Consider the following 14076-nt stretch of genomic DNA (forward strand, 5'->3'; position numbering starts at 1 on the left):
CGGACGAAGACCGCGTGGCGAGGGGGTCCTGAGGGGTTTCCGGCATCCCCGACATCGACCATCAAGAATCCCCTACACAAAGCTGATGGCGCCGTTACATCTCTTGGCCGACAGTGGCTGCATGAGCTGCATCCCGCTGACCCGGCCCTTCGCGCTGCTGCCGGCCCTGGCCGATGTCGCCGTCGACACCCTGTTCGCCACGCTGGACCCGAACGGCCGCGTGCTGGCGTGGAGCCGCGGCGCCACGCTGATCAGCGGCCACGCGCACGCAGACGCCCTGGGCCGACCGCTGGACGAGCTGCTGCCCGGCTTCGATGGCTGCGCCGCCTGGATGCGAGCGGCCCAGATCGACGGCTTGTGCGAGCTGCGTGTGCGCGGCCGCCGGCACGACGGCGGCGAGCACCGCTTCGAAGGGGCACTCTACGCACTGGACGCGACAGCCGACCCCGCCCGCTTCGGCCTCATCCTGCGCGACGCCAGCAGGCGTGCTGCCCAGGCCCGCCTCATCGAAGCCACGAGCGACGAGATCACCCAGCTCAACCGCCGCCTGCTCGACCAGGAGAAGCGCAGCAGCCGGCGCCTGGCCCAGTCCCTGCACGACGAGCTCGGCCAGACCCTGGCCGCGCTGCGCCTGCACTGGGAGGCCACGCGGGGCGGCGCGCTCGAACAACGCGAGCGCATGGACGAGCGCATCGCCAATCTCATCGTGCTGGCCAACCGCCAGGTGCGCGGCGTGCTGGCCGAGCTGCGTCCGCCGCTACTGGACGAACTCGGCCTGGCCGCCGCCATCGACAACGAGATCCGCCAGCACCACGGCGGCGACGGCGAAGCGCGCATCGAACTGCAGGCCAGCGACAGCACCCAGCTGCAGCGCTGGCCGGCCGATGTCGAATACGCCGCCTTCATGATCGCCCGCGAGGCCCTGCTGAACGCGCTGCGCCATGCCCAGGCCCAAGCCATCAAGGTGCGCCTGGATGGCGACGAGTTCCAGCTCGAACTCAGCGTCAGCGACGACGGCCAGGGCCTGCAGGCACCGCCAGGGCCGGGCCAACTCGGCCTCATCGGCATGCGCGAGCGCGCTCTGGCCATAGGCGCCGAATTGCGCATTGACGGCCGCGCCGGCCATGGCACCATGGTCGGACTGACCTGGGAAGCCGATGAGCCGCATCTACCTGATCGATGACCACGCCATCATGCGCGACGGCCTGCGCGTCGTGCTCGAGACGGCCGGTCACGAGGTCATCGGCGAAGCCGCCGGCCCCACCCCGGCCCTGGCCGACCTGGGCCGCCTGCTGCCCGACGTCGTGCTGCTGGACCTGCGCCTGGGCCAGCGCTCGGGCCTGGAGCTGCTGGCCGAGCTGCAAAAGCGCGGCATGCAGTTGCGCGTCATCGTGCTGACCATGTCCGACCAGCCCCGCCATGTCGCCGAGGCGCTGAAGCTGGGCGCCTGGGGCTATCTGCTCAAGGGTTCGGCCAGCTCCGAGGTGCTGCAGGCCGTGAAGAGCGTGGCCGCAGGCGAGCGCTTCCTCAGCCCCCAGGCCGCCGAGTTCGCCGCCTCGATGCTGACCAGCGCCGGCAGCCCCGGCGACGAGGACGACCTGTCGCCGCGCGAGCGCCAGATCCTGCTGATGGTGGCCCAGGGCGCCACCAGCAGCGCCATCGGCGAGGCCCTGCACCTGTCGCCCAAGTCCGTGGACACCTATCGCAGCCGCCTGATGAAGAAGCTCGGCCTCAACGACATCGCGGGCCTCGTCAAATGGGCCCTGCGCGAGGGGCTGATCAGCCTGGACGAGGGCTGAGGTCGGCCCACTCCTACAGCGCCGGGGGGCCCAGCCCGACTGTGCCGCGGCCGGGATCCGCGCATATTGGACGCATGGTGCACAGCACCTGGCGGAGCGGGCCAATGCCCGCCCCGTGACCCGTGTTCACTACAGGAGTCCATCATGTCCAGCGTCAGTCCCACCATCTCGTCCTCCAAGGTCGAAGGCACCAAGGTCTACAGCCCCAGCGGCGACAAGCTCGGTTCCATCGACGACCTCGTCATCGACAAGAAGTCCGGCCAGGTCCGCTATGCGGCACTGGAGTTCGGCGGTTTCCTCGGCATGGGCACCGACCGCTATCCCCTGCCCTGGGACCAGCTGAAGTACGACACCAGCAAGGACGGCTATGTCGTGAACGTCGACAAGGCCCAGCTGGAACGCGCCCCGCGCTACCCCAGCGATGAAGCCCCCACCTACAGCGACGAATACGGCCGCAAGGTCTACGACTACTACGGCTCGACCTGGTGGATGTAAGCCGGCTCGCGCCGCTTGGCGATCGAGGGGCGGCGCTGCCGCCCCTTTTCCTGCTTGAACCCGGAGGCCACCATGCCTGACCCCACCCGCACACCGCCCATCCCTCCCGAGCCCGCCGCCACCGCCCCGCGGTCCGGTGACGTTGAACGGCCGACCGCCAAGCAGCGCCCGGCGCGCGACGTCAAGGACGGCGCCTTCGACGACTCGGTGGCCGGCGAGGAAGACCCCGGCGCCGGCATCGACACGATGACACCGCGGCCCAACCGCTAGCCGGCGAGCAACCGCATCAACGGCGCGCCCGCCGCCGCCGGCAGGGCGCGCTCGTCTTCCTCGTCCTTCAGCGCGATGCCGCTCAGCCGACGGGTTCGCGCCAGGCGCAGCAATGCATGCAGCTTGGCCGCGGCCGCCGCGGGCGCCAGGCCTTGCGGCCGCACGTTGGAGATGCAATTGCGCTCGGCGTCCACCAAGCCTAAATGCGGCGCCCAGCTGAAATAGATGCCGAGGCTGTCCGGCGCCGACAAGCCCGGCCGCTCGCCGATCAGCACGACCACGCAGCGCGCCTTCAGCAGCTCACCCACCTCGTCGCCCAGCGCCACGCGCGCCTGGGTCGCGACGACAGGCGGTGCCCAGGTCCAGCCGCCCTCCTGCACCAGCCGCTCTCGCAGTGCCATGAACAGCGGCAAGGCCTGGCGTTGCAGGGCCAGGGCGGAAAGGCCATCGGCCAGCACAAAGGCCAGATCGACCGGGGAAGCATTCAACGCCTGCAGCGCACGGGCATCCACCTCATCGAGCCGACGGCCCAGGTCGGGCCGCTGCAGATAGGCGGCTCGATCGGTCGCGCGGCTTTGCACCTGAAGCGGGGCCTCGCCCAATGCCCTCAGCCCGTCCAGCAACGCATTGACATCCAGCGGCGCATGCACCGCATCGCGCGCCTCGGCGTGCGCCTGCTGAAAGGCCAAGTGGGCCGCCGTCGGCACGCTGACGCCGGCGCGGCCCAGGCCGATGCGCGCGGCCGTGTAGCGGCGCAGGCGTGCCCAGGGCTGCTCGACAACACTCATGACTGCTCCAGCAGCGCCGCAAAGCGCGCCGGCAGGCCGTCCGCCAAGCGCGGCACGTCGCCCGCCTTGAAGATGCCCATGCGCTGCAGCCAGGCCTCGAACTCCGGCGCCGGCCGCAGGCCCAGCAGGCGGCGCATGGCCAGCGCGTCGTGAAAGCTGGTGCTCTGGTAGCCCAGCATGATGTCGTCCGAGCCCGGCACGCCCATGATGTAGTTGCAGCCGGCTGCGCACAGCAGGGTCAGCAGACCGTCGACGTCGTCGACATCGGCCTCGGCATGGTTGGTGAAGCAGACATCCACGCCCATGGGCAGGCCGAGCAATTTGCCGCAGCAATGGTCCTCCAGGCCGGCGCGCAGGATCTGCTTGCCGTCGAACAGATACTCCGGCCCGATGAAGCCGACCACGCTGTTGACCAGCAGCGGCTCGAAGCGCCGCGCGACGGCATAGGCTCGGCACTCCAGCGTCTGCTGGTCGCAGCCATGGTGGGCGCCGCTGGACAGGGCGCTGCCCTGGCCGGTCTCGAAATACATGACGTGGCGGCCACCGCGCTTCAACGCCAGTGCCGCGGCTTGAGCTTCCTCCAACAGCGCCAACGTGATGCCGAAGCCGCGGTTGGCGCCCTCGGTGCCGGCGATGGACTGGAACACCAGGTCGACCGGCGCGCCGCGGTGGATGGCTTCGAGCGTCGTCGTCACATGGGTCAGCACGCAGCTTTGCGTCGGGATCTCGTGGCGGGCGATGACGGCGTCCAGCATCTGCACCAGGCGCATGACCTGGGGCAGGTTGTCGGTCGCCGGGTTGATGCCGATGACGGCGTCGCCGGCGCCCATCAGCAGGCCGTCGAGCAGGCTGGCGGCAATGCCGGCCTCGTCGTCGGTCGGGTGATTGGGCTGCAACCGCGTGGCCAGCCGCCCGCGCAGGCCAAGGGTGCTGCGGAACTGCGTGACGACCTCGCAGCGCTGGGCGATCAGCAGCAGGTCCTGCACGCGGCAGAGCTTGCTGACGGCGGCGCCCATCTCGGGCGTCAGGCCGGAAGCAATCTGCGCCGGGTCGACCGCCTCGGCCAGCAGCGCATCGCGCAGGCCGCCGACGGTGAGATGCGCGATCGGCGCAAACGCGGCGGCGTCATGGGTGTCGACGATGAGGCGCGTGACCTCGTCGTCCTCGTAGGGCACGACGGCTTCGCTGAGGAAGGCCTTCAGCGGCAGCTCGGCCAGGGCCAGCTGGGCCGCCACCCGTTCGCGGGCGTTGGCCGCGGCCACGCCGGCCAGCTCGTCCCCCGAGCGCCGCGGGCTGGCGCGGGCCAGCAGGATGCGCAGATCCGCGAATTGAAAGCGCTCGCCGCCCAGGGTGTGCGTGTAGGCCATGGTCAGGGTCTGTTGGCGCTGAGGGGATCGGTGCGAGAGGGGCTGCGCGGGTGCAGGGCTAGACGCCGCGCTGAAGCCCGGGCCGGGTGCCCGGGCAAGGCGCGCAACAACGCCATGCGCCCGCGCAGCCCCTCTCCCTCAGGGTTGTCGCTCAAAAGCCCGCGCGCGGCGTTGCTCGGCCTTGCCGGGTAACCAACCCGTCTTCGCCTCACGCCTTGCTCGCGGGCTTTTGAGCGACAACGCATCCGACCCCCTCAGCGCCAACAGACCCTTAGTTTGCGCTGCCGCCGCTGCGATTGCATGACGAAGCCATGACGCCTGCGGCTCCGCAAGGCTGAGGATGCCCAACCCGGCCGTGGCGGCTAGGGTGGCGGTCTTTCCCGCGCGCGAGGTGGCCATGGACGACAACAAGATCTCCCAGCGAGTCAAATGGGGCGTGATCGGACTGCTGCTGGTCTGCGCGGTGCTGGCCGCCATGCTATGGAAGCAGGACAAGCACAGCGACTCGGCCTTGTGGTTTGTCGGCCTGCTGGTGCTGACGGCCACCGCCCTGACGCTGACGGCCATCGTCTTCGGCGGCCTCAAGCTCAACGACGCCAACGAGGCCTTCGGCCTGCCCTCGGGCTCGGTGCGCACCCTGCTGGCGGTCGGCGTGATGGTGCTGTTCGCGGTGTTCGGCCTGAAATTCTTCGGCGACACCCTGGACCAGGCCCAGACGCCCAGGCCCAGCGACAAGCCCTTCGAGCAGGTCGAGGTGCCGGTGGCCCGGCTGGAGGCCGAGCTGGAGCGCTACAAGCAGGTGAAGTCGGTGCTGGTCGTCGTCGCCTCGCCGGGCCGCGCCGCGGCGGGCAACGACGCCGGGGCCAACGCCAGGCTCAGCCTCTACACGATGGAGTCGCGCCCCAGCACCAGCGCGCTGGACGCGCAGAAGCAGCTGCTCACGGCCATCATCACCCTGCTGACGACGGTGGTCGGCTTCTACTTCGGCAGCAAGAGCGCGGGCGACGGCATGCGTGGCGCAGCGGCCGCCGCGCCCACCGACCCCGGCGCCCAGCAGCGCCAGGCCGAGGGCCTGGCCAGCGACCGTGACGGCCTGGAGGCCCAGATCAAGGCCCAGCGCGAGACCCTGGAGCGCTTGAAAGCCCAGCCGACGCCCGAGGGCGGCCCGGCGCCCGGCGTGGCCGCGGCCCTGGCCCAGGCTCTCGATCTGGACGGCCAGCTCGACACCCTGCGCGAGAAGTTGTCGACGGCCCTGACCGCCGCCCAGGCCAAGCTGGCCGCCGTGGCCGCTGCACCGGCCGGCGGCGAAGCGGCCGCCCGCGACGCGGCCCAGCAGGCGCTGGCCCAGGCCAGCGCCGAGCTGCAGGCCCTCAAGCAGGCCACGCAAGCGTTCGCCGACGCCACCACCAAGCTGCTCGAGCTGACCGCGAAAGGCTGACCACCATGGCCGCACCCACCTATGAAGTGACCGCCGAGGCGCTGAACCTGCGCGACCAGGCCGGCACGCAGGGCCGCGTGCTGGGCGTGCTCAAGCGCGGCGATGTCGTCGTCGGCGCCCAGCCCGCCCAGGGCGGCTGGATGGCCGTCGCCGCCGGAGCGCTGAACGGCTTTGTGGCCAGCGCCTTTCTGCGCGGGGTGCAGGCGACGGCCGGGACCGCGCCACCGCCACCCACGGCCGACGTCAACGTCAAGGACCGCGACCTGGCGCGCCTGCACCCGGCCATGCGCGCCAAGGTCGAGGAGCTGCTGCAGCTGTTCGCCCAGCAGTCCCTGCCCTTCCGCGTCTTCGAGGCCTACCGCTCGCCGGAGCGCCAGAACTGGCTCTACGAGCAAGGCCGCACGCGCCCGGGCGGCAAGGTGACCAATGCCCGGGCCTGGGAGTCCTTCCACCAGTACGGCCTGGCCGTGGACTTCGTGCTGTTCGAGAACGGCCAGTGGAGCTGGGACGACAGCGGCCCGCGCGCGGGCCACTGGCGCAAGCTGCGCGAGCTGATCGACCAGGTCGGCCTGCACAGCCTGAGCTGGGAGGTGCCGCATGCCGAATTGCATGTGCAGCTGGCTGACCTGCGCGCCGGCCGCTGGCCCGACGGCGGTGACGACAGCTGGCATGACCTGATGGAAGCCGCCGTGGACCGCTGGCGCGGCCAGAACCTGCCTGGCGCGCCGACCCTGGCCAGCACGGAGCGCCCGCCGCTGATCGCTTGAAGCGGGCGGCGCTCAGACCCAGGTCTGCGCCACCGCGTCCCGCACCGCGCCCACGGCCGGCACGGCCATGGCGGCGGGGCTGCTGATCCAGCAGAACCAGGTTGGCGCGGCCCAGCCCGGCCAGATGCGGGCCTGGCCGGCGTCTTCCATCAGCACGGCCTGGTCGCGCCTCACCATGCCCGCGCCCATGCCGGCCGCCACCATGCTGCGCACCGCCACCTCGGTGTCGGCCTGCAGGCCAACCTCCAGCACCGCGCCCGCCTGGCTGAACAGCCTTTCCTGGTGCACACGCAGGCCGCAGTCGGGCGGCGTGGTCACCCAGGGCAGGGTGGCGAGGCCGGCGAGGTCGGCCGGCAGGCCGCCGTTGAGCAGCAGGCGCTGCGGCACCACGGGCACGATCTCACAGGCTTGGAGCCGCTTCAGCTCCAGGCCCTCGATCTCGGCGTGCTCGTGCAGCACGCAGGCGCAGTCCAGCTCGCCCTTGCGCACGGCGGCGATGGCGCGCAGCGACACGAGTTGTTGAAGCTGCAATTGCACCAGCGGATGGTGCTCGGCCAGGTGCACGAAGACCTCGCCCAGGCGCAGGGCCACCGCGTCGCTGACCGTGCCCATGCGCACCTGGCCACGCGCCTCGCCGCGGATCTGCGCGGCCGCCGCCTGCATGCCCTGGGCGGCAGCCAGCGTGCGGCGCGCCTCCTCCAGCAGGCGCTCGCCGGCGGGCGTCAGCGCCATGCCGCGGGCGCTGCGCTCGAACAGCTTGACGCCGAACTCGTCCTCCAGCGCCTTGAGCTGGGCGCTGACCGCCGGCGGGCTGGTGAAGACGCGCTCCGCGGCGCGAGTCAGGTTGCCCTCGGTGGCCACGGCCACAAAGGTCTTGAGCTGGTAGATCTCCATGGCCGGCATTCTGAACATGCCGCGCAGGTCGGGGGTGTGGATTTTCCGAACGGGGCAGTCGGCCGAAACGAATGGATGGATTCGCGCGCGGCGCCCAGACTGATTCCCATCGAAATCCGTCTGGAGCACCTCCATGACCGCCACCTCCAACCTCCGTGCCATCTTCGCCCTGCTGCTCGCCACCACCGCCTGGGGCAGCCTCTTTCTGATCGGCAAGCCCGTCGTCGCCCAGCTCGACCCGGTCTGGTTCACGCTGGTGCGCTATGCGCTGGCCACCAGCGTGCTGGCCCTGCTGGTGCACTTTGCCGGCAGCCAGCCCTGGGCCAAGCTGCGCCGCCATGCGCTGCGCCACAGCCTGGTCGGCCTGGCCGGCTATGGCGTGTTCAGCATCATGGTCTTCCACGGCCTGCGCCTGTCGCAGCCCTCGCATGGCTCCGTCATCATGGCCACCATGCCCTTCACGACACTGGGCCTGCGCTGGCTGCTGGACGGCCAACGCCCGCCGCTGCGCGCCGTGGCCGGCGCCGCCCTGGCGCTGACCGGCGTGGCCACCGTGGCCAATCTGCTCGGCCCCAATGATTCAGTGACGGGCGAGGTCAATGCCCGCATGCTGCTGGGCGACGCCATCACGCTGGCCGGCACCCTGGGCTGGGTGTTCTACACGCGCTCCATGGCCAAGCTGCCCGACCACAGCCCGCTGGAATACGCCGCCCTGACGGCCATCGGCGCCCTGCCCTGGCTGGCCGTGGCCGCCGTGCTCGCCACCCTCGTGGGCTGGGCCCCCGCGCCGTCGATCGAGCTGGTCTTGAGCCTGGCGCCCAAGCTCGTCTACATCGCCCTCATCCCCACCGTGCTGGGCGTGCTGGCCTTCAACGCGGGCGTCAAGCGCCTGGGCGCGCCCATGGGCACGCTGTTCCTGAACATGGTGCCGGTGTCCGTCATCGCCGTGCGCGCCGTGCTGGGCGAGGCGCCGCATGCCAACGAGATCGCCGGCGCGGCGCTGGTGGGCATCGGCCTGGCGCTGACGGTGTGGACGCCCAAGGCCGTGCCGGTGGTCGCGCCGCGCGCCCTCGGCACGGTGCCCTGCACACGCTGACCTGAGCGGGGCTCACAGCCCTGTCATGTCGGCGGCCTAGGCTGGCCGGCTTGATGCTGCTGTTTGCCTACTTCCCGCCCTGGGCCTTTGCCCTGCTCGCAGGGGCCGCCTTGCCGGCGGCCCTCGTGCTGTTGCAGGGCAAATTGCTGTTCGGCCGCACCTGGGTCATCCGCCGCACCGACCCCGGTCCCGCCGCCGAGCGGCGGCGCCCCGAGGCCGTCTGGCTGGAACGCCCGGGCGGCGTGCGGTTGCAGGGTTGGCTGACCGTTCCCACCGGCGACTCACCGCCGCGCCGCCTGCTGCTGTGGTTTGGCGGGCGCAACGAGAACGTCGCCTGGACGCCCGACCTCGCCGGCTGGTTGCCCGACGACTGCGCGCTGCTGGCCTTCAACTACCGGAGTCTCGGAGAGAGCGGCGGCTGGCCGAGCGAGGCCGCCTGCGTGGCCGACGCCGAAGCTGCCGCGGCCTGGGGGCTGGCGCGGTTGGCGTTGCCATCGAGCGCGCTGCACCTGGCCGGCCGCAGCCTGGGCACCGGCGTGGCCATGCAGCTCGCGGCTCGCCTGGCCGCGGCCGGCCGCCCCGCGACCAGCGTTGCGCTGATCACGCCGCTGAAGAGCCTGCGCGCGGTGCTGCGTCGCAACCCGCTGCTCGCGCCGCTGACGCCCTGGCTGCGCTCACCGCTGGACAGCGTCGCCGCCGCGCGGGCGCTGAACTGCGAGGTGCTGGTGCTGCTGGCCGAACGCGACACGCAGGTGCCGCACGCGCATTCCCACACCTTGGTGCAGGCCCTGCAGCATGCCGGCGCGGCCGTCACCGTGCACCAGCTCGCCGGCACCAACCACCGCAGCCTGGCGCGCACGCCGGCGGCCATGCGCCAGCTGGGCGGCTGGCTGCTGTCTGGCCCCCGGCCATCGGCAAAGGGCTAGGGAAGCCTGAACCGCAGGCGCACGACGCAGCCGTGGCCGGGGGCGCTTTCCACCGCCACCTCGCCGCCCAGCAGGCGGGCGCGCTCCTCCATGCCGAGCACGCCATAGCCCTCCCGGCGGTGCGCCGTGTCGAAGCCGATGCCGTCGTCGCTCACCGTCAGCTCGCCGTGGTCGCCATCCCGCGCCAGGCGCAGGCTGGCCTGGCCCGCCTTGGCGTGGCGGCGGACGTTGTTCAGCGACTCCTGCGCGATGCGGAACACCATGATGGCGAAGTCGGCCGGCAGCTCGCCCAGGTCCGCCTCGACCTGCACGGAGCAGGGCACGCCGCTGACCTGGGTGAATTCGCTGGCCAGCCACTGCAGCGCCGTCGCCAGCCCGCCGTCCAGCGCGGGCGGGCGCAGTTGCGACACCAGCGTGCGCATGGTGGCCATCAGCTGGTCCAGGCGGCCGATGAAGGGGTCGAGATGCTCGCGCTCCACCGTCCCCGCGGTCCTGGACCGGCTGCGAACCACCGACACCTCCATGCGCAGCGCCGCCAGCTGCTGGCCGAGTTCGTCGTGCAGCTCGCGGGCGACGCGCTTGCGCTCATCCTCCAGGCCGCGCGCGTTGTGCTCACCCAGCCGGCGCAGTGCCTCGCGCGAGGCCTCCAGCTCCGTGGTGCGCTCGGCGACGGCCTGCTCCAGCATCCGCCGGCGGGCGCGGCTGCGGCGCTGCAGCCACCACCAGCTGCTCCACCACAGCAGCAGCAGCAGCGCGGCATAAGCCAGCCGCGCGAGGGTCGTGCTCCACCAGGGCGGCCGGATTTCGAAGGGCAGGCTTAGCACCGGGCCGCCGGATTCGGCAGGCGTGCGCCCGGTGGCCCGCACCTGCAGCACCTGGGCGCCAGCATCCAGGGCGCCGATGTCGAGCACCGAGCCTTCGGCGGCGCGCCAGGGCAGGTCGGGCCGCAGGCGGTACTCGATGCGCAGCGTGCGCGCGGCGCTGAAGCTGGGCGTGCCCAGCGTCAGCCTGAGGTGCCGATCGGCCCAGGGCAGGGCGGCGTGCGGGGCCCCCGTGAAGCGCTGCGAACCGAACTCGAGTTCGTCCACCCGCAGCGTCGGCGGCGACGGCGGGCTCCCGCCGGGGCGCACGCGCGTGAGGCCCGCGCTGGTGGCAATCCACGCCTGGCCCTGGGCATCGAGCAGGAAGCCCGCGTTCACGTCGTTCCAGATCAGCCCGTTGCCGTGGTGCAGATGCCGCCAGCGGCCGTTGCCGTCGAGGATGAACATCCCTCGATCGCTGCCCACCCACACCGCCTGTCCCGGTGCACTCTGCACGAAGAGGACGGCCGCATGGTCGAAAAGCTCTGGCCCGAAGTGCTGCACCCGCCGTGCGCGCCCGTCGCTGACGCGGTAGTGCCTGGCGCCGTTGGTGTCGACGACCCAGAGCCCGCCTTCGCCGTCGGAAAGCAGGTCGACGTAGGCTGGCACGGGCTCCCCCTGCTCATCCAGCAAAGGCGCCCAGGCGCCATCGCGCATGCCGAACACCTGCTGCTGGCCGACGAACCATTCCGAGCGGCCGTCGTTGGCCACCGCCACCGGCCGGCCACCCGGCAGCGGCGGGCCGATGCGCTCATGGCGCAAGCCTGTCGGCGTGGGAACGAGCCTCTCCACCTGGTCGGCGCCGAAGGCGTAATAGACGCCTTCACCGGTCATCGAGTTGATCAGGGCCGGGTCGCGTGCGACGAGGCGCACGACCGTGCTGCCCGCCTTCACCGTGAACAGGCGGTCGCCCCTGCGCCACCAGAGATCGCCGTCCGCCAGCACGACATCCCAGCGGAACGGCCCGCCGTCCGGCGCCGGCTTGGGCAGGGCCACGAAGCGGCCCGACGCGGCATCGAACCAGGCGACGCCCTCGCGCGTGGCCGCCCACACCCGGCCGCTCGCGTCGCGAAACACCTGCTGCACCACGTTCGACGGCAGGCCGTCCGCGCGCGTCCAGTGCTCCACCCGGCCATAGCCCACCCAGCGATGCACGCCGCGCCCGCCCGCGCCCAGCCACAGCGAGCCCTCGGCGTCGCAGAACAGCGTCCGGATGGCGGTGTCGGGCAGCCCGTTGTCCTGCGTCCATTCGCGCCAGGCCGTGCCGTTCCAGCGGGCCACGCCCCGGTCGGTGGAAACAAGAATGGCACCGCCCGCGTCCTCCAGCAGCGCGGCCTCGTGGGTCCAGCCCAGCAGCGGCGGGGCGCTCACGCTCTCGAATCCCGCCGCGCCCGGGGCCAGGCGGGCCAGCCGGTTGGCGCTGCGCGTCCACAGGCTGCCGTCGCGGGCCAGGAACAGCGTCGCCCAGCCGTCGGCGGGCAGGCCCTGGGCCTTCCCCCAGGTCGTCAGCTGCGAGCCGCGCAGCTCGCACAGGCCGTCGCCGCAAGCGAACCAGAGGGCGCCGCCGCGCCAGCGCAGCGGCGGGTCCACCCACGGCGCCCCCGTGCTGGGCGGCAGGGGCGGCGGCTGGGGCAGCGGCTGGGCGACGAGCCGCGGGGCGGCGGCGGCGCCGGGCGCTATCACCCAGATGCGCTTCTCCTCCCCCATCACGTAGGCAGTGCCGGCCTCGTCCCAGTCGATCTGGTGCGACTGACGCAGCATCAGCCGCTTGCCGTCAGGCTGCAAGACCGGTGTCCACGCCACGCTGCCCGACGCCTGGTGCCGCACGAACAGGCCGCGCTCGGTGGCGACCCACAGCTCGCCCCGCCGGTCGACCGCCGCGCCGCGCACCCAGGCGCCCGCGTCCGGCGGCAGCGGTTCACGCCGCATGCGAAAGCCGTCGAAGCGGAACAGACCGCTTTCGGTACAGATCCACAGCATGGCGCGCGGGTCCTGCACGAGGCAATGCGACGTCAGGCCGGTGAGGCCGTCACGCTCCTCGAAGGACTCCAGCACGATGTGCTCCGCCCGCGCCGCCCCCGCGCAAAGCGCCACGAGCGCCACGAGCGCCACAGCCAGCGAGGCGCGGCAACGCCGGATCAGCCCCACCATGCGCACCTGCCCGGCCGGCACGAAGAAGCCGGCAACGATGGCCGCGACCGGCGGGATGCGCCGAGGCAGACGCGCACGCCGGTGGCCGGCGCGGCAGGGGGGTTGTCCATGAGGGCCAGGGGTGAGGGTGATGACCGCCGGAGAGCGCGCCGATTCTGCCGGACGCCGGCGCATCTCCTGGGGCAGCCGTCAACCTGCTGAGCGGTTGCGGCCTGCCACGGCACAAGCGCAACAGCCCAGGCACACTGCGCCGCCATGATCCCGAAGCGTCGCCTGTTGACCCTCCTGACCCTGTCCACCCTGCTGCCGAGCTTGGGCCGGGCAGCCACCGCGCCCGCCGTGCTGACGCTGTGGCCCGAGGGCGTGCCTGCCGCCCGGCGCGCCGATGCCCCGGCCGCGCGCGGCGACCTCGGCCCCGAGCGCGTCGACGCCAACGGCAGCATCTCCAACGTGTCGCAACCGACGCTGACCATCGTGCCGCCCGCCGTCGACCGCCATCTATCGCCCTATGGCACGGCTGTCATCCTATGCCCCGGCGGCGGCTACAGCTATCTGTCGGCCAACCGCGAGGGCCAGCAATACGCCGCCTGGCTGAGCACGCTGGGCATCACCACCTTCATCCTCAAGAGCCGGCTGCAGGAGTGGGGCCACCCCGCGCCGCTGCAGGACGTGCTGCGCGCCGTGCGCCTGGTGCGCTCGCGCGCCGCCGAGTTCGGCGTCGATCCGCGGCGCATCGGCGTCATGGGCAGCTCCGCCGGCGGCCACCTGGCGGCCAGCGCCAGCACGCTGTTCGACCATGCCGACGGCCGCACCGGCGCCGCCCTGGACACGGTCAGCGCCCGGCCCGACTTCGCCGTGCTCGTCTACCCCGTCATCACGATGACCGACCCCGCGGCGCACGCCGGCTCGCGCAAGGCGCTGCTGGGCGCCGACCCCAGCCCCGCCCTGCTGGCGCAGATGTCGCTGGAGCAGCAGGTGACGGCCGCCACGCCGCCCACGCTGCTGCTGCACACCCAGGGCGACAAGTCGGTGCCCGTGCAGAACAGCCTGCTCTACTACCAGGCCCTCACCCGCGCCGGCGTGCCGGCCGAGCTGTATGTGTTCGAGCAGGGCGGGCACGGCATCGGCATGCGCGACGGGCTGGGCACGGCCTCCGCCTGGCCCCGGCGCGCCGAAGACTGGCTGCGCCAGCGCGGGCTGCTGGGCAAGGAGGCGGCGCGATGAG

Annotated in this window: 13 protein-coding genes; 9 read left to right on the top strand and 4 right to left on the bottom strand. The window is 72.2% G+C overall.

Features of this window, described 5'->3' with window-relative positions:
• The first annotated feature begins 121 nt into the window (after positions 1-121).
• From J2X20_RS16460 to J2X20_RS16475, 4 genes are all read left to right on the top strand, one after another.
• Positions 122-1183 carry a sensor histidine kinase gene (locus J2X20_RS16460; protein ID WP_310266731.1) on the top strand — a complete coding sequence of 354 codons (1062 nt, stop codon included), beginning with the start codon at positions 122-124 and terminating at the stop codon, positions 1181-1183.
• Positions 1158-1799: a response regulator gene (locus tag J2X20_RS16465; RefSeq protein ID WP_310266732.1), complete on the top strand. Its 642-nt coding sequence runs from the start codon at positions 1158-1160 to the stop codon at positions 1797-1799. Before J2X20_RS16460 ends, J2X20_RS16465 begins: the two co-directional genes overlap by 26 nt.
• A gap of 144 nt (positions 1800-1943) precedes the next feature.
• Entirely contained in the window at positions 1944-2294 is a 351-nt protein-coding gene (locus J2X20_RS16470) for a PRC-barrel domain-containing protein (RefSeq protein ID WP_310266733.1), read from the top strand.
• Positions 2295-2366: 72 nt separating this feature from the next.
• Positions 2367-2564 carry a hypothetical protein gene (locus tag J2X20_RS16475; protein ID WP_310266735.1) on the top strand — a complete coding sequence of 66 codons (198 nt, stop codon included), beginning with the start codon at positions 2367-2369 and terminating at the stop codon, positions 2562-2564.
• Here J2X20_RS16475 and eutC read toward each other — a convergent pair.
• A complete protein-coding gene (gene eutC, locus J2X20_RS16480; RefSeq protein WP_310266737.1) occupies positions 2561-3352 on the bottom strand; it encodes an ethanolamine ammonia-lyase subunit EutC in 792 nt (263 codons plus the stop codon). The genes J2X20_RS16475 and eutC overlap by 4 nt on opposite strands.
• Positions 3349-4719: an ethanolamine ammonia-lyase subunit EutB gene (locus J2X20_RS16485; RefSeq protein WP_310266739.1), complete on the bottom strand. Its 1371-nt coding sequence runs from the start codon at positions 4717-4719 to the stop codon at positions 3349-3351. The genes eutC and J2X20_RS16485 overlap by 4 nt, the downstream gene beginning before the upstream one ends.
• Before the next feature lie 340 nt (positions 4720-5059).
• On the opposite strand from J2X20_RS16485, the gene J2X20_RS16490 reads away from it, so the two are divergent.
• Together J2X20_RS16490 and J2X20_RS16495 are read left to right on the top strand one after the other, a co-directional pair.
• Positions 5060-6157 carry a hypothetical protein gene (locus J2X20_RS16490; RefSeq protein WP_310266742.1) on the top strand — a complete coding sequence of 366 codons (1098 nt, stop codon included), beginning with the start codon at positions 5060-5062 and terminating at the stop codon, positions 6155-6157.
• A gap of 5 nt (positions 6158-6162) precedes the next feature.
• Entirely contained in the window at positions 6163-6924 is a 762-nt protein-coding gene (locus tag J2X20_RS16495; RefSeq protein ID WP_310266744.1) for a D-alanyl-D-alanine carboxypeptidase family protein, read from the top strand.
• A 12-nt stretch (positions 6925-6936) separates the two neighbouring features.
• Here J2X20_RS16495 and J2X20_RS16500 read toward each other — a convergent pair whose 3' ends face one another.
• Positions 6937-7818 (bottom strand): LysR family transcriptional regulator, encoded by an 882-nt coding sequence (locus tag J2X20_RS16500; RefSeq protein ID WP_310266747.1) that lies wholly within the window; start codon positions 7816-7818, stop codon positions 6937-6939.
• A 133-nt stretch (positions 7819-7951) separates the two neighbouring features.
• On the opposite strand from J2X20_RS16500, the gene J2X20_RS16505 reads away from it, so the two are divergent.
• Positions 7952-8914 carry a DMT family transporter gene (locus tag J2X20_RS16505; RefSeq protein WP_310266749.1) on the top strand — a complete coding sequence of 321 codons (963 nt, stop codon included), beginning with the start codon at positions 7952-7954 and terminating at the stop codon, positions 8912-8914.
• A gap of 53 nt (positions 8915-8967) precedes the next feature.
• Entirely contained in the window at positions 8968-9840 is an 873-nt protein-coding gene (locus J2X20_RS16510) for a prolyl oligopeptidase family serine peptidase (protein WP_310266751.1), read from the top strand.
• Here J2X20_RS16510 and J2X20_RS16515 read toward each other — a convergent pair.
• The gene (locus J2X20_RS16515) at positions 9837-12755 is read right to left on the bottom strand and encodes a sensor histidine kinase (RefSeq protein WP_310266754.1); all 2919 of its coding nucleotides are present in this window, start codon (positions 12753-12755) and stop codon (positions 9837-9839) included. The two genes, J2X20_RS16510 and J2X20_RS16515, sit on opposite strands and share 4 nt — an antisense overlap.
• 351 nt (positions 12756-13106) lie before the next feature.
• On the opposite strand from J2X20_RS16515, the gene J2X20_RS16520 reads away from it, so the two are divergent.
• Complete coding sequence (locus tag J2X20_RS16520; protein ID WP_310266755.1) at positions 13107-14075, top strand: alpha/beta hydrolase; 969 nt, start codon at positions 13107-13109, stop codon at positions 14073-14075.
• The last annotated feature ends 1 nt before the right edge of the window (position 14076 follow it).

This window comes from Roseateles saccharophilus, from assembly GCF_031458095.1.
Classification (GTDB): domain Bacteria; phylum Pseudomonadota; class Gammaproteobacteria; order Burkholderiales; family Burkholderiaceae_C; genus Pelomonas; species Pelomonas saccharophila_A.